Below are 24,009 nucleotides of genomic sequence, written 5' to 3'. Positions count from 1 at the left end.
CTGGGATCGGTAGCGGCGTATGGCTCTCTACCTGCCCCCTGAACTCGACTTTCTGAGCTGGCTCGTCGGTGTCGAATGGCCCGAGGGCAACGAAGACCAGATGTGGGAGCTGGCCAACCAGTGGAAGGCCGCCGCCAGTGGTCTGCGCGGCCAGGTCTCGAAGATGGACGACGCCAAGTACGCGACGCTCTCGGCGTACGTGGACGGCGACGGTCGCGACGCCATGGCCAAGGTCTTCGACAATCTGGCCGGTGTCGGCGGCCATCAGGACGGCAACACCTCGATCCTGGATCTGGCGAACTTCTACGACCAGATCGGTGGCTCGGTGCACGACACCGGCACCGAGATCGAGTCGACCAAACTCATGTTCTATACGTCGCTGGTCATGCTGGCGGGGGAAATGCTTGCGGCGTGGATCTTTCCGCCGACCGCGCCCGCCGTCGAGGCGGCCGCCCAGGCCGCCACCCGCGTCGCGGTGCGCATCATCGCCAAGCGGGCGCTGGCGGCCATCGAGGAGTATGTCGGCAAGCTGGTCGGCTCGACCCTGGCGAAATTCATGGTGCGGCACTTCCTGCTGGACGCCGGGCTGGGTGTGCTGCAGGAAGCCGGTATCGAGGGCTACCAGGTGGCGGCGGGGCACCGCAGTGGCATGGACTGGGGCAAGGTCGGGGTCACCGCCATCAGTTCGGCCGCGGGCGGTATCGCGGGTGGCAAGGTGGGCAAGGCGCTCGGTGAGCACTTCGAGACCTCCACCCTGAACCACTATCTGACCGCCGCCATCACCGGCAGCAGCGCTGGGCTGGCCGGTGCGGGAACGGGATTCATCGCCGGGACGGCGGCACAGTTCGGCCTGGACACCTACCAGCACGGTCTGGGTGAGGCGTGGAAGAACACGGAGAACGCGTTCACCCATTTCGATCCGCGCATGCTGACCGCGGGCGGGCTGAACGGCACCCTTTCCGGTCTCAATCACACTGCCGCCCATAGTTTCTGGGAGCCTCGCGTTTCCCGCCGGCAGGCGGGGGTCTCGACCGATATGGCGAATGTCGGCGCGGTCCCCGAAGGGGCTGCGGGTGGCTCCGGTCATGTCGGCAGCGGTGATTCCGGTGGCCCCCAGGTTCACCCGTCCGGATTCGCCGGCGGCTCAGGCGATTCCGGCAACGGATCTCATCCCGCCGGTGACGGCAGCACGCAGCATCCGCAGAGCCAGGACGCGGGCGGCGGCGTAACAACCGACAGTCGCGGCAGTTCCGATCGTGGCGCATCTGACGCCGGGCAGTCGGCCGCCTTCGACAATGGCCAGTCCGGAACTTCTCAGCATGAGTCTCAAACCCCTTCCGAGCCGGCCGCTTCCGACACGCACGGCGCCCAGCCCCACGCAGGCTCGCCCGACACCTCCGGCACCCCGGAATCCGGCGTCCAGGCCGGCAAGCACGAAACCGCTGCCCCCGCCGCCGCTCCCGACGGCGGCTCCGGGCCGGTCGCGCAGAACACGCCAGCCGCAGCCCAATCGTCCGCGACCCCCGGCGCCGCCGACGCCCGCCCCGCCACGTCGTCCGCCCCAGCCGCCGACACCCGAGCCACCCCGTCCACCGCCCCCACGGATTCGGGCTCCCGCCCGCAACCCGCCGGCGTGAACTCGGGCGGCCGCGACTCCTCGACCCCTGCCGCGCAGTCCGGCTCGGGTGCCCGTGACGCGTCCACGCCCGCCGCGCAAAACGGGTCGGGAGCTCGAGATGCGTCCACACCTGCCGCGCAGCCTGATTCAGGTGCGCGCGATGCGTCCGCCGCTGCCGCGCAGCCTGATTCCGGCGCACCGGGTGCACCGGCTGCCGCCACGCAGTCCGATGCGGGTGCGCAGGGTGGTTCCGCGCCGGCCTCACAATCCGACTCCGGTGCGCGTGCTACCGCCGCACCCGCAGCACAGTCCGATTCGGGCGCAAGCGCTTCCGGCGCATCCGCCGACGCCGGAGCAGGTGCGAGCCTGCACACCGCCCAGGCCGCACCTGTCGTCGAACCCCACGAGGCGCCCGCCGCAACCGTCTCCGCGCCCGCCCCGGCCGAGCGCCCGAACGCGCCCGCCGGTGAGGCCGCGTCCGCTCTGGCGAACGCCGCCGCACCGCTCGGCGGCGACGCGACCGGCGGTGCCCCGGACCGGTCCGGTCCCGCGTCGCCGCAGCACGGCGGCGCAACTCCCGAGTCCCGCACCGCGCCCTCGGACGTTCGCCAATCGCCCACCCGCCCGGGCGACGCCACCGCACCCCGCCCGGACCCCACCCGCCCGGACCCCACCCGCCCGGAATCCGGCCGCCCGCAACCAGGCTCCGACTCCCGCCCACCCGCGGGCTCCGACTCCCGCCCCAACCCGAATGGCGCCGAGCGCACCCCGAACGCCGAAACTCCCGCAGAACAAACGGATTCCCCGGCCACCGACCGCAACGCCGACCCGGCTGACGCGGCCGCTACCCGAGACGGAGCCTCCGACCCCGCGGAGCCTGCTCGCCCCGGCTCCGACGAGCCCCTCTCGGCCCGCGACGGGTCGGAGGCGCACCCCGAGCCCACATCACAGCGTGATGACACTCCCGCCGAGCCCGAGGCCCCCCACCCGGCCGCCGAATCAGACCGCGCACCAGCGGAATCCACCCACGGCGAAAAGCCTGCGCCCCACGACGAATCTGCCCCTCGTGATGAGGCCGCGCCGCGTGATGAGGCCGCGCCGCGTGATCCTGCTGTGCCCCGTGAAGAGGCCGTGCCGCGTGACGGGGCTTCTCCTCGGGATGAGGCGTTGTCGCGTGATGCGGCTGGTTTGCGGGCGGAGGAGTCTGCGTCGGATGTTGATTCGGGTGCGCGGTCGGAGGATCTGCCGCTCGATGGGGCGGGGCGCACGCCGGGAGATGATGGCGTGGCGGGCGATGGTGCGAACCGGCCGCACGGCGACGACGGCGCGGATCGGGCGGCGGAGGGGCCGGATGCGGTGCGGTCCGAGCCCGAGGGTGCTGGGCGTGGGGACGAGTCGGTACCCGCAGCCGAACGTCCCGAGGCTGGTGAGCGCACGGGCTCCGGCAATGAGCGGGTGGAACCGGCTGCGCATGAGCATGATTCGGCGGCCGGTGCGGGGCAGCCCGCGCACGATCGGTCGCGGGACGACCGGACCGGTCATGATGCTCCTGCGGAGGGGCTCCTTATCGCGCCGGTTCCTTTGGGGGAGCACTCGATCCCGCACGGCGGCGAGGGCGACGGCCGGGCCTCGGGTGGAGAGCGACCGCGTGACGGCGCGGGGGAGAGGCAACCTGCGCCCGCGATGCGACGCGGACTTGCGGATCGCGCGGCCGAGCGCCGGACCGGACCGGCGGAACACGGCGATGGTGCGGTCGAGCACCCCGGGTCCGTGCGGGAACCGTCGGAGCATCCGGTGTCGGAGCATCCGGGCGCGGCGCCCGAACATGCTGTGCCGCAGCCGGAGCGGGCTACCGCACCGGGCGATCATCCCAACCGCGGGCGCTGCGGTGAGCTGGCGTTGAAGCTGCTGCGCCAACTCACCGGCAACGATGGTGTCCGGGTGCCGGAGCGTCCGGTCGGTCCGGAGGGCATGTCTGCGTCCGAGGTCGTCTCCATGGCGGGCGGCAGGCTGCGCGGCTACGAAGGCCACGAGGCGATCGCGGATCGGCTGCGGGAGTTGGGCCCCGGCTCTTCCGCGCTGGTCATCGATCACTACGCCGGTCCTGCCGATGAGCACGGGGTGGGCGCGCACGCCTACCTGCTGGTCAACGAGGGCGGCAAGATCGTCGTGAAGGATCCGGCGGCGGGCCGCGAGCACGGCTTCCCGCCGGAGGTGCCGCAGGAGACCAAGGGCACCCACGCGATCCTGTTCAAAGACGATGGCACGCCGGTGGATCCGCTCAGCGAGCGCACCCGCCAGGGCCTGCTCCCGATGCGTGGTCCGCACAGCGCCCCGCCCGGCTCGATCGACATGTCGGGTGACTTGCGCACGCAGATTGCCCAGGCACACGAGTTCGCCCGCCACGACCTGCGTAAGGCCATCGCCGGCCTGCAGAAGGCGACCGGCTTCCGGGTCGCCGAATCCGACCTGACCGCGGCCAAATTCGACGACACCATGCGGGAACTCGAATCCCGCCCGGTCCGTGCCACGCGCGGCTCCGACCCCCAGGCGGCCTTCACCAAACTGCGGGAAGCCGCCCAACAGTTCCACCGCACCGACAACCTCACCCGCCTGACCATCGCCGCCGACCTGGAACACGCCGCCAACCAAGCCCGCGCCGCCGATCCAGCCCACCCGGACGACCTTGCGCGCGTGGGCGATCCCCAGCACGCGGATGATCCCGCGCTCGCGGCGGACCCGGTCCACGCGCCGGGCTCCGCGCACCCGGGCGTCGCCGATCCGGTGGCGGAGGCGCGGGAGTTCGGGCGCCGGGTCGAGGAGGCGATCGGGTCGGGGGAGGCGTCGGTCGAGGTCATCAGTGAGGGGGCGCTCAAGAGCGCGCAGCGGGTTGAGCTGGTTACCTTCGAGGACGGCACCCAGCTGATTCGCAAGCTGGTCACCGTTTCCGCGCACGCCGATGCGGAGGAGCTCGCCTCGCTGGTGGGCCGGGCGGTCGGCGTGGATGTGCCGCGCGTGTATCGGGACCCGGCGAACGAGCGTGTCGTCTACATGGATCTGATGCCCGGCGATACCGCGGCGTATCACCATGGGGCCGAGGTGAATCCGGCGCTGCTCTATCACGACACCCCCGAGGGTCTCCGGATGGGCCTGTTCGACGCTCTGCTCGAGATCCCGGACCGCAACCCCGGCAACTGGATGGTCGGCCCGGACGGTCACCTCATCGCCATCGATCACAGCCTGGCCTTCGGCAATGATGCCCGGGCCCGCGACCCGATCAGCCAGTTCGCCCGTCAGTTCGCCGAACACGGACCGAACCGCGAAACAGTCTGGCGTGACCATGAACTCACCCGCTCGGAGCTCGCCGAGGTCCGCGCCCGCCTCGACGCCCTGGCTCCCGAGTTCGAGCGCGCCGGTCACCCGGAGTGGCACGAAGCCATGCGCGCCCGCCTCGATCAGATCGAGCAGCACGCCCGCCCCAACGGGCCGGGACATGAACACCCACAGTCCGCGACGAATGAGGCCGCGCCTGTCCGTGATTCGGCGCATGGCCCGCGCCACCTCGATGAATCCGGCGAACAGGGCAATCACGCTGCCGATTCCCGCTCCGGGGGTGAGCACACCGGTCACTCGGGAGCAGATCTTCCCGAACACCCCCAGGATTGGGGCGCACAGATCTATGACGAGTGGAACGGGCTGAATGCCGAGCAGATTGCCGAGCGTCTCGAAAGTCGCTGGGATATAGACGTTTTCGGATTCGGGCCCGCCATTCATCCCGGGGTGCTGCGCGAGTTCGCGCGCGCTGTCGACGACATGTTCTCGAAGTACCCCGCGACCAATGTGCGCTCGGTCGGGATCGGGGAGCTGCCGGAGGGCGTTTACGCGCGGTCGAAGTCGGAGCGGAGCCCCACCGTCGGCTGGTACGGCGAGAAGATCATCTTCAACGAGGATTTCGCGCGCAGGCCGGAAGAGCTGGCGCGGCAGGCGGCGTCGGACGAGAGCTCGGGTCACCACGTCCCGGGCGGGAGCGAACGTCCGATCTACGCGACGATCGTGCACGAGTTCGGGCACGGTGTGGACTTCACCGGTCAAGGCGAGGCCCGCATCCGCATCATGCCCGCGCTGTTGAGACACTATGTGGCCGAACATGGCAACCTCGACAACTTCGAGTCCTGGCTGAAGGAGAGTCTCTCCCGGTACAGCTTCAACAAGCAGTACCGGATCGACACGCCCGAAGCGCTGGCCGAAGCCTTCACCGACGTCGAACTCAACGGCCCCCACGCGAGCGACGCCGCGAAGGTGATCCACCGCGTCCTGCTCGACGCTTTCGCCGAACACACCGCCGGCCACCCCTCCGAGGGCGGCCCCAGAGCCCGAATCACTCTCCCGGAGACCGTTATCCGCGATGCGGCGGGCGAGCACGAGCCGCCCAGGGATTCGCGCTCCGGCGGCGGGCCCGAGCACGTTCACCCGGAGCAGCATCCGGCCGGTCACGATGCACCGCACTCCGATGATGCGCAGCCCGTCCACGAGGCGAACCCGGCCTGGTCGCCGAATCCGGTCGACAAGTGGTCGGGCCTGGATGCCGAGCACATCGTCGACAAGCTGGAGAAGAGCTGGGGCATCAATGTTTTCGGGTTCACCCCGGAAATCCATCCCGAGTTGTTGCGCGAGTACGCGCGCGCCATCGACACCATGTTCGAGAAGTACCCCGGGACCAACTTGACCACGGTCGGGATCGGGAAGCTGGACGATCTCGTCTACGCCGTGGCCGATCCGGTCCGTGGCCCCAACGGCTGGTATTGCGAAAAGCTGATTCTCAACCAGGATCTGGCGCTGCATCCGGACAAGCTGGCGCAGCGCGCGGCCGAGGACTCGGCCTCGGGCTTCCACGTGCCCGGTTCCGGCGACCGCCCGGTCTACGCCACGGTTCTGCACGAGTTCGGTCACGCCATGGACATGACCAGCCAGGGCGTGGTCCACCGGCGCATGATGGAAGCGCTGGCCGAACACTATGTGGCCGAGCACGGCAATATCGTCGGCATCCGGCAGTGGCTGAACCGCACCCTCTCGGGCTACAGCTTCTCCAGCCGTGACGTGCCCCGCAGCATCGTCCACACCGAAGCAGTGGCAGAGGCGTTCACGGACGTCGAACTCAACGGCGACAAGGCCAGCGCACCCGCGAAGATCATCCACAAAGTTCTGGTGGACGCCCTGGCCCAGCGCGCCGAAGCGCACCCGGCCACCGACCGCCGCCATGTCGAGCCCCCGGCGGCCGAACCCCGAGCCGGGACTCCACGGCCGGAGGTTCGGCCCGGGGGCGCACGCGATGCGGACCTGGGCAAGCCGCTGGATTCACGCCACGGTGGGTCCCCGAATGAAGCGGGCGGTCGTCGCCCGGAGGAACCGGCCGCCGGTGGCGAGAACGGCAAGGAGCCGCCGAAACCGCCCGCCGCGGTGCCGGGCCCTGAGCGGGAGCCGAACGGCGACAACGGACGTCACACGCCACCGGGTGAACACCCGCACCCGGAAACCCCTGCCGCGGCAGCGGAACCCGCGCCGGAGCCCAGTGCTTGGCTGAAGCGTCAGGAGGCCGTGCAGGCCGACTGGACTGCCGCCATGGAGGGCAAGCGCGCGGGTTGGCTGCGCGATATGGCGAACCTGATGCCGGAGGGCAGTCCCGAACAGGCCTTGTTCGAACGCCGTGCGGACGAAGCGGATGCGCGCGCCCAGGTCGCCCGGGGCGCGGCGGATCAGATGTGGGAGCACGCGGGCGGCCGAGAGGGTGAGCCGGCTTCGGAGAACCCGAATCCCGCACCGGCACAAGGTAATACCCGGCCTGAGACGGGACCGGGTTCGACTGTCGAGACAACGGTGCCGGACCTGCGGGCCGCGAGCGCCACGCCCGCCGTAGTCGCGATCGCCGAGGCCGACACCCGGGACATGCCGCTGCCCCTTCGCAAACCCGGCGAGCTGGTCTACATAGCTCCGCCGGTCGAGGCCGCACCCGCGCTCCGGTCTGCGGCGGACTACCTGCGCCGTTCCGGCCCGGAGCCCGGAGTGCGTGAGCGCACTCCCGCCGAGGTGTTGTACGCGCGGCGTCTGGTGGATTCGCTGGGCCTCGGTGACGCGATGGGCAGGCGCCGCGATCCGCTGGCCGCCCTGCGTGATGTGGCCGAGAATGCGCGTGCGCGTGGTGGTTTCGGCGACCCGCGAGAGAACGTGCCCCCGCGCACCATGCGTCCGGACGAGTTCGGCGAGCTGTCGCTCGATGACCGTTTCTTCCCGAAGCAGCCCGAGCCCAGATCGGGTGAGACGCCCAGGGAGCTGCCGCTCGAGCCGTGGGCGGAGGCGAATCACGGTCCTGCCGAGCGGGAACCGCGCGCGCTGTCACTGCCGGAGCTGCGGCGGGAGCTGGCCGATCGGCTCGGCCTGCGCCCCGAGGACCTCACCTCGGGACACCTGTCGGTTCTTGCCGGCGAGCTCCAGTATCGGAATCTGTTGCGCGCCGGAGCGATCGAGGCCCTCGGCGAGGCGATGGATCGGCACGGCCAGGCGACCACCGAGGGCCGCCGCGAGGCCTATACGGCCGTCCGCGACGAGTGGGCCCGCCTGCTCGGCGTGGACCCGGAACACCTGGCCCGCGATCCCGAGGCCACACTGAATCGCCTCCGCGCCGAAACCCTCCGCCGCGCCGACGATGTCGCCGATCTGGTGGCCGCCACCTTCCACACTCCCGACCCGGAGGCGGGCCGCAGGCTGGTCCTGGAGGCCGACGGCCGGCGGGTGCACGTCGAGGTCACCGTGGGCGAGGATGGTGTGCCCCGGTTGGAGGAGGCGGGTCGGCCGAAGTTGCCGACGCGGCCGGAAAGCACTGTCCGGGAGCCGGATCCGGGGCTGTTCCGCCGGATGTGGCGTGCCGTCAAGGGGCACGACTACGAAGGCCAGTACCCCAAGTACCCGTCGGGTTCGGGCAACGACGGCGCCGGTCAGGCGTGGCTGCTCCGATTCATGGGCAAGCTGTTCGGCCACGAATTCCCCTTCACCGAGCATCCCGGGGAGGCACTCGAACGCATCGCGTCGGGCGAGGAACACGAGTGGCCGGACATGGTGCACGAGTTCCCCCTCGCCCGCATCCTCAAAGAGGGCATCACCATCTACAAGTCGCGGGAGCGGATGCCCCTGCTGAGTTACCGCAAGAGCCGCATCGCCGATGTGGCCGCCGATATCCATCCCATGCGAGTCCGGGGTGGCGGCGAGTACGAGCCGTGGTTTGCGGAGGCCGATCCCCGGCTGCGCGCCCCGATCGAGACGGACCTGCGCGAGCGCGGGGCGCTCACCGAGGCGGACTACATTCGCGCTCGCGCCGAGCACCAGACGGTGGAGATTCCCGCGGTACAGGAAGCGCCGCCGCGGCATTGGGCGTCGAATCTGCCCGAGCCCATGGCGCGTGCGGCGCAAGCCCGTGACGCCGCGTTGAGTGATGTGCGGCGCGTGGTAGCCGCGCAGCGGCTGGATCTGCCCGAGACGACTCCCGAGGCGCTGCGCAAACTGGTCGCCGAGGAGACTTATCGACTGGTGCGCCGGGCCGGTGCGCTGGAGGCGCTCAGCGATGTCGCGCAGCGGTTCAACGAGGCCGAGGCGAAGGTGCCGCATCAACCGGTCGCCATCAACGACCAAAACCCGCTGGGCCGGTATGTGCGGGAGGTCTACGCCGCCAAGGAGCAGGAGCGCCTGCAGCGCGAGGCCGCCCAGCAAGGCGAGAAACACCTTGCCAAGGGCCAGGATCCGTCGAAGCTGCCGGAACCGGGCAAGCCCAAGCCCACCTTCCTCAATACCGAGGGCACCAATGTCGGCAGCGAGTGGGCGAACCATTTCGAGGATCCGGAGCTCGGATTCCCGCAGAGCGAGCAGGGCGAGCTGTTCCATGACGCCCTGACCCGCGACCAGATCACCGAGGAGCGGTCGAACTGGGCCCAGTTGCTCGGCCTCGATCTGGACGGACTGGGCCCGACCAAGGAGCAGCTCGACCACGCCATCGCCGCACAGCGGATGGCGGTGCGCGACGCGCGGGACCGCTTGAGCGAGTTCTCCACCGCGGTCGATCATTACCTCGAACTGGACGCCGAATCCGAGCGCAAAACGAGAGAGCTGGCCGAGCAGACGGCGCACTCCTGGATGGACGCCAACGGCGGCGCGATGCTCGAACCCGGGGTCGGTGTGCGTCCGGGTGAGCACCCCGGCGACCCGAACCGGCTGGTGGTGATCAGCGGCGAGGAAAACCATCACGCGCTGCTGGCCGAGGCACTGGCCGCCCATCCGGAACTGGGCGAAATGCTCAATCATGGTGAGCTGCACCTGGATTACCGCAATGTCGCGCTGAACGAGGCCGACGGCTCCGTGCACGTCGTGGCGGAAGAGACCCCGCACGCGCGCTTCCAGGAGGTGACGGTCGCCGGCGAGCGCACCCCCGTGGTCATGGTGCGCGACGAGCACGGTCCGTGGCAGCTCGTCGGGCCCGAGCGCACCACGCCCGAGCCGGAGACGCCGAAGCAGGCCGGTGGTCCGCGCGACCCGGACATTGTGCGTGAGGAACGCAATGCGGCCGCCGCGAAGCTGGAGGCGCAGCACCTGGATCTGGGCGAGCACCTCGATCACACCATTGCCGCACTGCGCCAGGACAATATGTTGCGGGCCGCGCAGATCGAGGGCATCGCCGACTATGTGCGCAGCGGCGACGCCATCGAGCATTTCAACGACCTCAGCGACAAGCTGGGCGATCTGGCGCACGTGCTCGGCGTCGATCCGAAGGACCTGTCGCCGCAGCGGCTCGCCGAGGAGCTCACCAAGCCGAAGATGAGGTCGGCGCGCCGCAGGCAGGCCATCGGCGACCTGTTCGATTACGCCAAGGAATTGCAGAACGCCGACAAGAAGGCCGACAGCCACAACCGGCCCGCCTACAAGCCGATCGTGACCGAGGCACGCGACCGGCTGGTGCGGCAGCTCGGTGTGGACCCGAAGGATGTGTACGGGTCGAAGTGGCAGACGGACAAGAAGACCTCGAGGCTCACCCACGGGCCGGATCAGTATTCCACCGACAAGAACGCGATGGTCCGCGCGATCAAGGACGCGCTGAAGGATCCCGAGCAACGCTCGAACGTGACGGCCGCGCTCGCCGAGTTCGCGCACACGCTGGGGACTCTCGACCCGTACCACCCGGACCTGCGCTTCGATCCGCGCACCGATCCACGCGCGAACGACGGGGTGCTGCCCATCCACGATGTGGAGGGTCTGGCACTGCTGAACCGCCTGATGAGCGAATATGTCGGTGAGCCGGTGCTTTCCGACAATCCGTCGCAGGCTCAGGGTGTCTGGTCACATCTGCAGGGCGTGGACGTCGACGACATCGACCACATTGTCGACCTGTACAGAAAGAAGCTGTCCGGCCTGCACCGCCAGATGCCGCCGGAGGAGCTGCGCCGGGTGCTGGAACGTCATCAGGAGGAGCTCGGCAAGGCGCTGGAGCGCCAGCCGGCGGAGTCGCGCAAGGAGCTGGAGCATCGGCCGGAGAGGCTGATGCGGGAACTGGAGCGTCAGGGGGAGAAGCGACCGGTCGAGCTGCTGTACCCGGAGTACGTGCAGCGCGTGGATCCCGCGGTGCGGCCGCTGTCGGAGGCCGACTTCGTCCGGCTGGTCGACACCGTCCGTGAGGCCCGCTTCGCCGCCGTATACGAGGTGTACCGCGACGGCAAGATCGACACTCACGAGCGGCCCGATCCACAGGATCTCGAGGCGATGCTCGCCGATCTGCGCACCAAGGTCGGGACGCGTGAGCTCGATATCGACGCGCTCGAGCGACTGGCCGTCGAACATCATGCCCTGACCTCGGTGCCGGAACCCGAAGCGCCGCACCGCAGCCCGCGCGAACACGCCGTCGAGGTGGTCGAGGCTCGGCAGGCGCGTGACCAGGCTCGCGCACAGCGTGACGCCGCCCTGGCACAGCTGGACCACGGCACGGAGCGGGCCGTGCGTGAGAGTGATCTGCGCCCGCAGCGGTTGCGCGGCACCTTGCAATACCTGGCTACCCGGATCTCCGAAGACGGTGGCCGCCTGGTCAATTCCGGGGAGCGCGTCGCGGAACTGGAGCGGGCCGCGACCGACTTCACCGAGGCCGATCGCCGGGTGAACGCCGAGGAGGCGCGACTGCGCGCGGTCGTCGAGGCTGCCGCGGGTCCGGGCGAGACACCCGCCGAATTGTGGCAGCGCGAAGTCGACAGTGCGAGAGGCGATCTGCTGGCCGTGGCGGCCGCCACGCCGGGGGACTGGCCCGCGCACGCCGATCAGATCGTCGGCCGGCTCGACCGGCTCGCACGGGCGAGCTCGGAGCACGGCCTGCCCCCCGAACTCGCCCCGCTCAGTGACGCCGTGCGTCGGTACCAGACGGCTATGGACTTCCAGGCCGCCGTGCGGCCCGAGCCGATCGAGTCGGTTCGCCGCACGGAGACACCGCAGGCCCAGGCGCAGCGCGGACTCCGCTACGCCCGGCAAGACGCCGACATCGCCAAGGTGGCGGTGGATTCGGCGCGGGCGGGCCTGCCGGTCAGCGAAGCCGACCTCACCCGCGACTGGATCGCCGCCACCCGAGCGGAATTCGGCGGCACGCCACCCGAACAGCTCACCCCCGAACAGCGCAGCCGCCTGCGCCTGGCCGACGTTGCCGAGCATCACCTCGACCTGCAGGACCGCGGTGCACGCTGGCAGGCCCAGCTCGACAACCTCGCCGCGCTCGCCGCCCACGCCGCGGACACCCCGCACGCCGCCGCGGCACGCGGCATCGACGAGGCACAGGCCGAATTGCGTGCTGCGATAGCGCATTTCCACGAGCAGACCGGCCTGCACATCGACGAGACCACGCTCCTGGAACGGCCCGACGACGCCCTGGCCAACCTCCCCGAACGCATCCTCGCCGACTCCGAAGCCGATTTCCCGCTCCCCGGCGAGCGCTCGCTGGACGGTGCCGCGAACGACCTGCGCCAGGCGGCCGAAAAGGTCCACCACGCCGAGGAATTCGCCCAGTGGATCGATGAGCACACCGCTGGCCGCGACCCGGGCGACCCAGGCGAATCCGGCACCCCCGAGCCCAGCGGCCCCGGCAAGCCCGGCTCCGATGGCGGAGCTTCCGGAGCCGATCCGACCCCGCCCAAGCCCAGCCACCCGGGCGGCTTTGCCCAGAGCCCGTCCCGTTTCGGTGGCCCCGGCGGCGAAGGCGGTGCCGGAGAAGGCCGCGGCGCCACGCCGAATCCCGGTGGTGCGGGCGAACGGTCCAGCACGGGTGGTACGGCGTCCAACGCGCGCGAGTCCGGTACCCCACCCACCACACCCCCAACCGGCCTGACGAGGGAGTCCCTCGACAGAAGAGGTGCTTCGTCCGGCAACGAGGGCGAGCCCACCAAGCCCGCTGGGTCTCCTGATCCCGCCGCACCGAAGCCGGATCCCGCTGCGCCCAAGCCGGATCCCGCTGCATCGACTCCGGATCCGGCCGCGTCGACTCCGGATCCTGCCGTGCAAGCGCCGGATCCGGCGGTTACGCACGGATCCGGGGTGGTCGTACCAGCATCCGAGGCGACGATCGAGGGGCAGCACCCGGCGGGGAGTGAGCCGGAGGGGCCGTTGTCGGTGAACCCGGCGGTGGTCTCGCCCACGCTGAAGGCGGTCTCGGACTTCCTGGCGGATGCGCCGCTGGAACACAATGCGCGCCAGCGCACTCCGGAGGAGCTCGCATACCTGGCGCGACTGGCCGATGGGCTGGGCATGGTCGAGCCGCTGTCGAAGCGGCCGGACGCCCTTGCCTCGCTGCAGGAACTGGCCGAGATGGCCAAGGCACGCGGCTTCTTCGGTGATCCGGAAACCGGTACCGGGCCCGCGTCCATGCGCGATCCCGAGGATTACCGCCCGCTGACCACCGAGGAGCGTTACGGCGGCGAGGAGTACTGGCGTACCGAGGCCGATCCGCGTGAACTCGCGGCATTCGAGGCTCAACTGCGGGACCTGGGGCTCACCGACCGCCTTCAGCAGGCGGGTGCGGCCGAGGCCGCCGCGGCCCGACAAGCCTTGGAGCAGAATGCCTCTGGCCGCGGCGAGGCACAGAATCTCCCGCACGAGCCGTGGTCGGACGCCACGCATCAGGCCGGAGACCAGCCCCGCGGATTGACGCTCGACGAGCTGCGCCGGGACATCGCCACCCGTCTGGGCCTGTCGGATGCGGATCTCGCCAAGGGCCGGTTGCCGGAGGTCGCCGGAGAACTGCAGTACCGGAACATGTTGCGTGCCGGTGCGATCGAGGCACTCGACGAGGCCACCGCCCGCCATGATGCGGCGACCGATCCGCAGCAGCGGGCGCAACTGGCCACCATCCGAGACGAGTGGGCACGCCTGCTGGGCGTCGACCCCGAGCGGCTCGCGCCGGAGCATCGGGCGGCCACTCTGACCGATCTGCGCGACGAAACCGTCCGGCGCGCAGCCGATGTCACCGATCTGATGGCGGCGACCTTCCACCAGCCCGCCCCGTCCGCCCCGCACCGTCTGGTGCTCGAGATCAACGGCGACCGCGTTCACGTCGTGGTCCGCACCGACGCCGACGGCGTGCGCCACCTGGAGCCGGCGGCCCGGCCGAGCCTGCCGGGCGATCGTCTCCCGGCCGAGCGGCAGCCGGTCCGGCCGCCGTTCCTGCGCCGGCTGTGGGATTTCGTGCGCGCCGGATTCAAGGACCAGTACCCGAAATACGCCTCGGGCTCGGGTCTCGACGGCACCGGGCAGAAGCAGATCATCCACGAGATCGGTGGCTGGCTGCACAACGACTTCCTGCATCACCTGGACATCAACCCGTCCCGGTTGGGCAAGGAACTCGCGACCTTCTGGAAGTCGCGTGAGGACCTGCCGTTCTTCCACCGCCTCACCGCGCGGATACCCGATGTGGCCTCCGAGGCGGTGCCGATGCGCACCCGCGGCGGCGAGTACGAGCCCTGGTTCAGCGAGGTGGATGCCTCCACCCGAGCGCTGGCCGCCGCGGATCTGCGCCTGGCCGGCATCTCGCAGGATCATGCGACACCCGCCGCACCTCGAACCGGACCCGACCCGGTCCGGGACCCGGCCGCCGTCCCGCAGCGAGAGCCGCTCGCGCAGCTGCCGAGCGGCGAACGTGCAGGTGCGATCGAGCCCGCGCACGGGGCCGCCGAACATGCTGGTACACAGTCGGATCCGGCCGTTCGGCCGCGGGAGCACGAGACGGGCCCCACCCGTGACGCGCTGCCCAAGACGCTGGCCGACCGCCTCGACGTCCGCGACGACGCCCTGCGCGAAGTGCTGAAACAGGCTGCGCGCCAGGGCATCGACCTGCGCACCGCCGATCCGGCGACCCTGCGTCGTCTCGTCGACGAGTCGACCTACGTGCTGCTACGCCGCGCGGGTGCGGTCGAGGCGCTGTTCGAGGTCGCCCAGCGCTACAACACCGAGGACGCCCGCGTCCCCTACAGCCGCAGCATCAACTTCTTCGACAAGGATCCGCTGGGTCGTTTCCTACGCGAGTTGGTGCACAGCGATCCGACTCGAACCGACGGTGTGGTCGCCAAGCTGGCCCGCAAGGTCGGGCTGATCGGCAAGACCGACCCGCACCCCACCACCCTGGACTGGGAAGGCACACCCAATGGTGGTGAGCCCGCCCGCAATTTCGATGATCTGTCCCCGGACGAGCTGGCGGTCCACAAGGCGGGCGTGCTGTTCGACAACGCCCTGTACCGCGATCAGACCCGGGAGGAGCGTTCGAACTGGGCGCAGCTGCTGGGCGTCGGCCTGGACGAGCTGACCCCGGAACGCTTGCGGCACACCGTGGCCGAGTTGCGGATGGCGGTGCGCGAGCATGCCGGCCAGGTCGCCGATCTCGGCCGTGCCGTCGACGATTACCTGCGTGCGGACTCCGAGGCCCGCACGGTCGCGGGCGACCTCGCCGATGACGCGGCCCGCACCTGGGCGGACGAGCACGGCGGCGCGCCCCTCGAACACGGCATTGCGGTGCTCCCGGGTGATCCGCCGCGGCTGACGGTCATTCGCGCCGACGGCGAGCACGCGCGAGCCCTGGCCGACTACCTCACCGCGCATCCCGAGATCGGCCGTCAGCTCAATGACGGCCGCCTGGTAGCCGATTTCCGCACGGTCACCATGGATGGCGAGGGTCGCCTGCATGTGCTCGCCGGGCACACGCCCGAGGTGCGCTTCCACGAGCCCGAACACGACGGCGAGAAGGTTCCGGCCACGACGGTGCGTGATCACCCGTCCGATCGCTGGCGGGTCGTCGAACAGACGCCGGAAGGCCCGCTCCCGCACGAGGATCCGACGCCACTACCCACCTCGATCGACGAGTTGCGCACCGCGCGTGACGAACTGGCGAAGCGGTTGGCCGTCTACCGTGACGACCTCACGCCCGACCGGCTGGCCGACGCCATCCAGGCCATGCAGCACGACAATGCGTTGCGGGCCGCGCAGATCGAGGGGGTCGCCGACTTCATCGCCAGCAGCGACGGCATCGAGTCGTTCCACGATCTCAATGACGCGCTGCAGCAGTTGTCGCATCGGCTGGGCCTGGATCCGGCCGAGCTGACGCCGGAGAAGATGGTCGAGGCGCTCACCGACCCGGGCATGCGCAATGTGCGCCGCCTGCAAGCGGTGCAGGATCTGGTCGCCTACGCCTCGGCGGTGCGCGGCGTGGACGGCCCGGCGGCGCTGGCCGCACGCGACCGGCTCGCGACCCGCCTCGGCCTGACCTCCGAGGACCTGTACTCCGACAAGTACAACAAGACCGACGATCGCTTCGAGCCGGATGCCAAGAGCATCGCGGCGCCGGCGTTGCTGCGGGCGATCAACGACATGATGCACCGCTCGCTCGAGCGCCCGGAACTGGTTGCCGCGCTGACCGAATACGCGCACGCCCTCAGCGCCATCGACCCGTTCCACGATGGTCTGCGTTTCGATCCGAACACCGATCCGCGGGTGGCCGAGGGTGAGCTGCCGATCCGCGAGGCGGCTGCGGCGGCGGCACTGCGCGGCTTCGACCACGGATCCCTCGGCGAGCCACCGAGCTCGGACGACCCGTCGCGGGCGGGCTCGGCGTGGGCGCGACTGCAGGGACTGGAACTCGGTGACGATCCCGCGCGCTCGGCCAAGGCATACGAGGCATACCGCGACGGCAAGATCGAGAAGTTCGAGCGCCCGACCGATGCCCAGACGAAGGCAACCGTCGAGGAATTGCGCGCCGAAGTCCGCGCTCGCGCAGCCGATATTGCGGAGTTGCAGCGGCTCGCGCAGGCATACAACGACGCGACCGCCCTGCCGGAGCCGGAACGCCCGCCGGTCCGCCCCAGCGCGGCCGCGGCCGAACTGCACAGCGCGCGAACCGATCTCGAACGAGCGAGCAACAGCCGCGATTTCGCGCTGCGCAGGGTCACGCATCCGGATGCGCACGAACCCCATCTCGACGGCGCCCCGGGCCGACGGGTCGAGGCCGGAGACCTGACTCCGCAGCGCTTGGCCGCCACGATCGAGCACCTCGAAGCGCTGCCCGTGCACGAGGGCCTGCGCTCCAGCCACGATGCCCGCGTCGCCGAACTCCGCGCGGCCGCGGAACATTACAACGAAGCCGAGGCCCGGGTACGCGCGGCGGAAGCGGAACTCGACAGATCCCTCATGGCCGGCGCCCACTCGGACGAACCCCCGGCGGACACCCTGCGCCGCGAACTCGAACAGGCCGTCCGCGATCGCGACCGGGCAATGCGGGGCGTGCGGGTGAACGCCTCCGACCTCACCCCCGAGCACTTCCGTGACGCCCTCGACGAGGCCGCCCAGCACGCCCGCACCCCCGAGGCGCAGGCCGAGGCCGGCCCACGCATCCAGCGTCTGCACGACGCGACGGTGCGGGTGCACCAGATCGAGGAGTTGATTGCCCGCCACGAGGCCGCCGCCGAAGCCCAGGCGCGCGCGGCCGAATCTCCCCTCGACACCGCCCGCCGAGAATCCAGAGCGGCGCAAGCGGAACTCCGCGCCGCCCAGGCCGACCGCGACGTGATCATGGCCGGCCCGAAGACCAACAGTGCCGAGGAGTTCGTGGCCCGCAACGAGGCCCTGCGCGCTGCCCTCGACCGTGTCGATCAGGCCCGGGCTGTCGCCGATCGCTGGTCGACCGAGCTGAAGCGGCTGTGGGCCGCCGAAACTCGCGCCGCGGTTACCCCGCACGAGGCGGCTGCCCAGGCCCGCGACGAGGCTCGCGCCGCCCTGCGTCGGGCCATCACAGACTTCCATGCGGCGACGGGTCTGCGCGTCGCCGAGTCCGATCTGACCCCCGCGAACCACGGCCCGGCTATCGAGGAGCTGCAGGGCAAGACCGTGCTGTCCAACGGTCCCGGCAGCGCCACGGCCTTCGAGGACCTCCGCAGGGCCGCCGAGACCTCCCACCGTGCCGACGCTCTCGCCCAGTGGGTCGACGACAACTTTCCGCGCTCAAACGAGCTGGAACCGGTTGTCGGCGAAGGTGATCCGAACCAGGAGTCGTCGCCCCGGCCGCCGGTCGATCCGAACGATCCGAGCACCTGGTTGGACCGCCAGGAGGCCGTTCAGGCCGACTGGACCGCGCGGATGGATGCCGAGCGCGCCCGATGGCTGCACCAGATCGCCGACGGCATGCCGCCCGGCAGCACCGAGCAGCGCTTCGCCCGGTTGCGCGCCGAGAACGCCGAACTACTGGCCCGCATCTCCGCCGACCGCGCCGACTGGTTCTGGGAACTCGCCGGTGGTCGTCCCGAAGAACCGCCCACCCCGCCGCACGGCGGTGGCGGCGGGGAGGAACCGCCCACACCCGCGGGCTCCGGTGCAGGCGGCAAGAACCCACCGAACCCGCCGCACGGCAACGCATCCGAACCTACCCCGGAACCCGATCCGGCCGGTGGCAGTCAAATGCATGCCGGTCCCGGGAATTCCGAGCCCGCACCGCTACCGGCGAAGCCCGCAACGCCTGAGCCGACGGCCGGGTCCCACCCGCTTGGTGAGGTCGAAACCGAAGCCACGCCGACCGGTGAGGCCCAAGCCGAAGCCACGCCGACCGGTGAGAGTGATCCGGAGTCCGCGCCGACCGGTGCGGACAAACACGGGGCTGCGCCTGATCACCGGCAGGAGCGGGGGAGCGCGTCGGGCGGGCGGAATTGGGATCCCAACTGGCGGTCGCATATTCCGCATCCGCCTCGGCAATTCGATCCGGAGTTCCCGCAGTACACACCGCAGCCGTCGCAGCAGGCCGCACCGTGGACGCTGCCGCCGGACGCGAATCCGCCGCAGCCGCCCGCGCCGCCGAGCCCGCCACCGCCGCCGGGTGTGCCTGGTGGCCAGCAGTATTCGAGTGGCCAGCAGTATTCGGACGGACAGCCGTATGCGGGTGGTCCCGGATCGTCGGGTGGGGGGATGCCGGGGCAGCCGGGCATGCCGCAGTTGCCGCAACCGCCCGCGATGCCGCAGGCACCCATGGTGCCCCCGTATCAGGGCGGGCAGATGCCACCGGGCGGTGGCGCGCCGAATGGTCAGTTGCCGCCGTGGGGTTCGTGGCCCGATTCGGCGCAGCAGCCCGGCGGTTCGTCGCAGTGGCCGGACGGGTCTCAGACCTGGCCGAATGGCTCGCAGCAGTGGCCCGATGGGTCGCAGCAGTCGACCGACGGTTCCCAGCAGTCGCCGAACGGTTCCCAGCAGTGGCCGGGCTCGACCGACGGCCGGAATCCGGGCTACCCAGGATCGCCGTCGACGCCGCACGGTCCCTACAAACCCGGCAGTCCGCACCTACCCGGCGGGCCGAACATGCCCGGTGGGCCCAATAGCGGTGTCCCGCACGGTCCGAATGGTGCTCCGGGCTGGAATCCCGTGCCGGACAATTCGTTCGGCGGCTACGGGGCGAACGGTGCCGATTCGAGCGACGGTGGCACGAACGGTGCAGCCGGATCATCGGGTGGATCGCCCGGCGGCCCGATGGGTGGCGGCTCGGGCGGCCAGCCGGGTGGTCAGCAGCAGGGCGGGGCGAACGGTGGTCGTTCGCGCGGCGGCAGCCGCTTCCCGCGCGCCTCGGGTCCGACAGCGCAGTCGGGTGGTGGGGTGTACCTGCGCTCGCATTCCGGGTTCGGCGAATTCGCCATGCTGAATCCGCTGACCGGCGAGCTGAATTCGGCACCGCTCGGCGCGGGTTCGCCGGCGGGCGTCTACGACGATCTGGACGGCCTGCGGGTGGCCTTCTACCGCGACCATCAGGCGGGCCTGGTGCTGCGGGTGGGTGATCAAGCCATCGAGGTGGATCGGCTCGGTGCGGATGTGCACTGGGAACGCACGCAGCAGGGCTTCAACCGCCTGCTGGTCGGTGTCGGCGGTGCCGCGCAGTGCGAGGTGCGCTATCGCACCGTCCCGCAGGACGCAGACCTGGGCTTGCTGATCCGGGATGTGTTGTCGGATCCGGCTCGCCGGGCGGGCATCTTCGGATAACCATGGGCGAGTTCGCCGATTCTTACGGTTCCCGCAACCGCGTGGTCAATTGGGATATGTGATGCTGGGTTTCGGCTCGGCAGAGGGAGGAGAGGGACGTGCGGCACGGATACCCCAGTGACGATGAGTTGCGGGCGAATTTCGACGAGGTGCTCGGGCACGTGTTGGAGGGCCGGGGCGTGCACACCGCCACCGGTCTCGACGACGACACCCAGAACGCCCTGTGGGCGATCGCCGAGGCTCATCCCGACGCCACCCCTGAGATGATCGAGGCAGCCCGCAAGGCCCTCGCCGGTCAGCTCGACGGTAGCAATGCCGTCCGCTGGGCCGAGGAAATGGACAACTGGGTCAAGGAATACGGAACAGGAAAGGCCGCAGGCGATCAGCAGGGGTCGGCGGAGCAGGGCTGATCGCGCGTGACCGACGAGAACAGCCAAGACCGCATCGGCGCATCCCTGGCCGCCGATATCGCCGAGCCGGTCGAAATCATCGGTGCTCCGGACGATTCCGATCCGGACATCGGTTTCAGCTCCGACCCGGATATCGGCTTCAGCCTGACCGCGCCGGTCATCGACATCCCGCAGCGCGCTCGCACCCTGGCCCACCGCATCGCGCAGGACCTGCGTGAGCTGGGGCCGGAGGGCTGGGCGCGCGTGCACGCCGCCTTCGCGCTCACCGCGACCGGCCACCGCTCCCGGGTCGTGTTCTCCGACGACGGGGACCGCCTCGCCCAGGTGCTGCCGTCCGCCGAGATCCTCGAATACGTCACCGAACACCGCCGGCTCTCCGCCGATCTCGGTGATGGCCCGTGGTGGCGGCTGGAATTGACGATCACCGCCGCGGGCGAGCTGACCGTCGATCACGATTACGGCGATGAACCGTTCCCGGCCGACCAGATGTTCGCGCCGGAGGACTACCTGGCCGATCTGGAGGTATTCCCCCGCACCGAGCTGCCGCTGTGGCTGGCCGCCCATCTGCATCAAGGCAACCGCCAGTCCCGCGATCCGCGTCATGCCGCCGATTCCGCGCGCGCGGATCGCGAATCCGGTTATCTCCCGGTGGTTTCCGACGGGGATTTCCCGGATTTCCCAGTGCTGTGGTCGCGTTGGGCCGCCATCTCCGCCGCCTTCGTGGCGATCGGCTCCGAGTGGGGCCCCCGGGTGCTGCCGTCCTTCGGCTGGTTCGAGGGTTCGCGCCGTTCCGGTTCCTCGCTGTATCTGCTGCCCGGCGGTCGCGCGGTGCTGTCCGGAGGCGTCTGGAACGCACCGGAATTGGCGGCCGCCTACAACCGCGGCAGCGAGCTTCCGCGCCTGTACGCGGGTGCTCCGGAATGGGTCGCCAACCAGGTGCTCAATAACCGCGCGGCCGGTGGACTGCTCACCTTCTGCTACTGGTGGGAGCGTGGGCGCTGGTATCGCGGTGATTCCCCGGCCGGCGCCGACGTGGCGGCCGCGGTTCCCGGCATCTGGACGGCCGCCACCGTCATCGACGTGATCAGCGGACTGGTCGATACCGATCCGACCCTCGAACAGCGTTCCGCCGTAGCGGAATTCGTGGCCGCCGCCGAACGCCGCGACGTCACACATGCCGTCCTCGCCGCCGTCTTCGGCGACATCGCCGACCTGGATGCCGCGCACTACCAGCTGACCTTGGCCGGGGTGGCCCGCCTGGGCCCGGATCCGCTGCCGGAGTTCGAGGCCCTGGAAGCGGTCCGCCACCATGTCCGCTCCGCGGGCGTGGACTCGCTCGCCTACCCGCTGGATCGGCTTCGCGGCGAACGGCTTTCGGTCGGGTGGATGGTGTACGTGCCCACCGAGCCGGAGGAGGTCGTGATCGATCGCGCCCTCTACTATGTGGCCGACGACGGCGTCGTGGAACAGACCACCTCGAGCATGCCCGCGTCGGTCTATGTGCCGGGTCTGGAACAGCGCTTCCGCCAAAGGCATTCGTAGGGAACGAATCCGGACGACTGGAGTGTTGGTGTCGGCGAGCCGTAATGTTTCGGTGTGTCGGGAGTTAGGAGCGGGACGTGAGCGACGGTGACAAGGTCGACAATCCTTGGCTCGGGTGCGACGGGAGCCTGCGCGACGGTGAACTCACCCTGAAGCACGACGCGGCCCTGGACGCCGCCAAGAAGGCGGCCATCGCGGCGAACACGCTGGAATCGCTGAAGGGCTACCAGCACCTGCTGACCAACCACAAGGGCTTCAACGACAACGGCCCCCTGACGAAGTGTCAGCAGCTCGCCGCTGAATTCGACGCGCAGGGCAAGCAGCTGGACACGGTGCTGAATCACTACATCGACCTGGTGAACGCCATGGCCGACGTGATGATCCGGGCGGACAAGGATTACAAGGCCGCCGAAGAGGATTCGAAGCACAAGTTCGATCAGCTCAAGACGGACAACCCCGTCGGCGGCGGCAATCCGACGCTGGCCCACGGCAAGATCCCCAGCTTCGACACCGACAAGATGCAGCCGTTGGACGCCAAACACGGTTACGGCGACCTGTCCGACATCGCGCACTCGAAGAACCACTCCCAAGCGATCGTTCCCGAGGACCCGTATTCGCTGACCCACGAGCAGTTCCACGAGGCGCGCGTGGCCATGAACCCGCAGTTGGTGGCGGACGCCGGCGCGACCTGGCTGCTCGTCGCCGGGAAGCTGGACACCGCCTTCGGTGACCTGAACACGCAGCTGCAGAAGATGGAGACCGACAAGAGCTGGACGGGACTCGGCGCCAAGGGCGCGATCACGGCCTCCGGCAGGTTCAAAACTCAGGCCGCGGATCTCAGCTCGGATCTGCGCGCCATCTCGAGCAACCTGATCGCGGTGTCGGGGTGGCTGGCCAACACCCAGGTGTATCTGCCCCCCAACGCGCCGACCGACGCCGACTACGACCGCCCGCAGCGTGAGGACAGAATCCTCACCCGCGCCCGGCTCGGATTCACCAACTGGTACATCCCCGGTCTGAGCGCCGCGGGCCCGGCCATCCCGATCCTGGCCGACCCGACCGCGCCGATGCCCGGTGGGGGCAGCCCGAGGAACTATTACACCGGCGACGGCGGCGGCGGTGGTGGTGGCCGCGCCCAGCCGCGCGGCAAGATCGGCGCTACCGGTGCGCCGACCTTCGGTGACGGCTCCACACCGAGTGGTACCTCATCGAAGGGCGGTTCCGGCGCGGGTGCCGGTGCCAAGGGCTCGAATCCGAACGGCACCGACCCGAAGGGCAATGGCTCGAATCCCAACGGCTCCAACCCGAATGGCTCGAATCCGAACGGTTCCAGCCCGGGCGGCTCCGGTGGCTCGAATTCCGGCAGCAACCCCAGCTCCAGCCAGAGCGGCGATTCCAGTTCGCAGCTGTCGCAGTTGTCCAGCGCCCTGCAGCAGGGCATGCAGAGCCTGCAGAGCCAGACCCAGCAGAGCAACAAACAGTCGGATCTGTCCAAGCAGCTGGAGAATTCGCCGCTGGCCGCCCTGCCGAACCTGCTCGACCAGTTGAAGACGGCCGGGGGCGGCGGACCGGGCGGTGGCGGACCGGGCGGCAAGTCGCCGCTGGAACCCGCTCAGGCCAAGCTGTTTCCGCGTGCCGCGGTCACCGCCGAGGTGGCGGAGGCGGAAGTCCTCGGCGCTTCCCGCGCGGGCGTCGCGGCCGGTGCCTCCCCGATGGGCGGCATGGGCGGCGGCATGGGCGGTATGGGACACGGCGGCGGCGCGCACGGCGCGGGCGGCAAAGAACACAAGCGCCCCGACTTCCTGGACCGCGCCGAGTATCTCGACGAGGCCATGGGTACGCCCCCGGTGGTGGCGAAACCGGTGGTGGAGGGCTGAATTC

At 70.1% G+C, this 24,009-nt stretch carries 4 protein-coding genes; all 4 read left to right on the top strand.

The features are described 5' to 3' along the window. Nucleotides 1-19: 19 nt before the first annotated feature. The 4 genes from ACFXHA_RS07025 (at nucleotide 20) to ACFXHA_RS07010 (ending at nucleotide 24,005) form a co-directional block, all read left to right on the top strand. Nucleotides 20-20,176, top strand: coding sequence for a hypothetical protein (locus ACFXHA_RS07025; protein ID WP_379353863.1), 20,157 nt, complete (start codon nucleotides 20-22; stop codon nucleotides 20,174-20,176). Between the two features lie 98 nt (nucleotides 20,177-20,274). Beyond that, entirely contained in the window at nucleotides 20,275-20,586 is a 312-nt protein-coding gene (locus tag ACFXHA_RS07020; protein ID WP_379353861.1) for a hypothetical protein, read from the top strand. A 6-nt stretch (nucleotides 20,587-20,592) separates the two neighbouring features. After that, entirely contained in the window at nucleotides 20,593-22,128 is a 1,536-nt protein-coding gene (locus tag ACFXHA_RS07015) for a hypothetical protein (RefSeq protein WP_379353859.1), read from the top strand. 77 nt (nucleotides 22,129-22,205) lie between these two features. Beyond that, nucleotides 22,206-24,005, top strand: a complete 1,800-nt coding sequence (locus ACFXHA_RS07010; RefSeq protein ID WP_379353858.1) for a WXG100 family type VII secretion target — start codon at nucleotides 22,206-22,208, stop codon at nucleotides 24,003-24,005. Nucleotides 24,006-24,009: the final 4 nt, after the last annotated feature.

The sequence above is a fragment of the Nocardia sp. NPDC059240 genome, from assembly GCF_042753865.1.
Classification (GTDB): Bacteria; Actinomycetota; Actinomycetes; order Mycobacteriales; family Mycobacteriaceae; genus Nocardia.
This window is presented reverse-complemented; position numbering and strand designations above follow the sequence as displayed.

Excerpts from the sequence above, each read along its gene's own strand:
- ACFXHA_RS07025 (WP_379353863.1), top strand. The coding sequence starts at position 20 with ATGGCTCTCTACCTGCCCCCTGAACTCGACTTTCTGAGCTGGCTCGTC.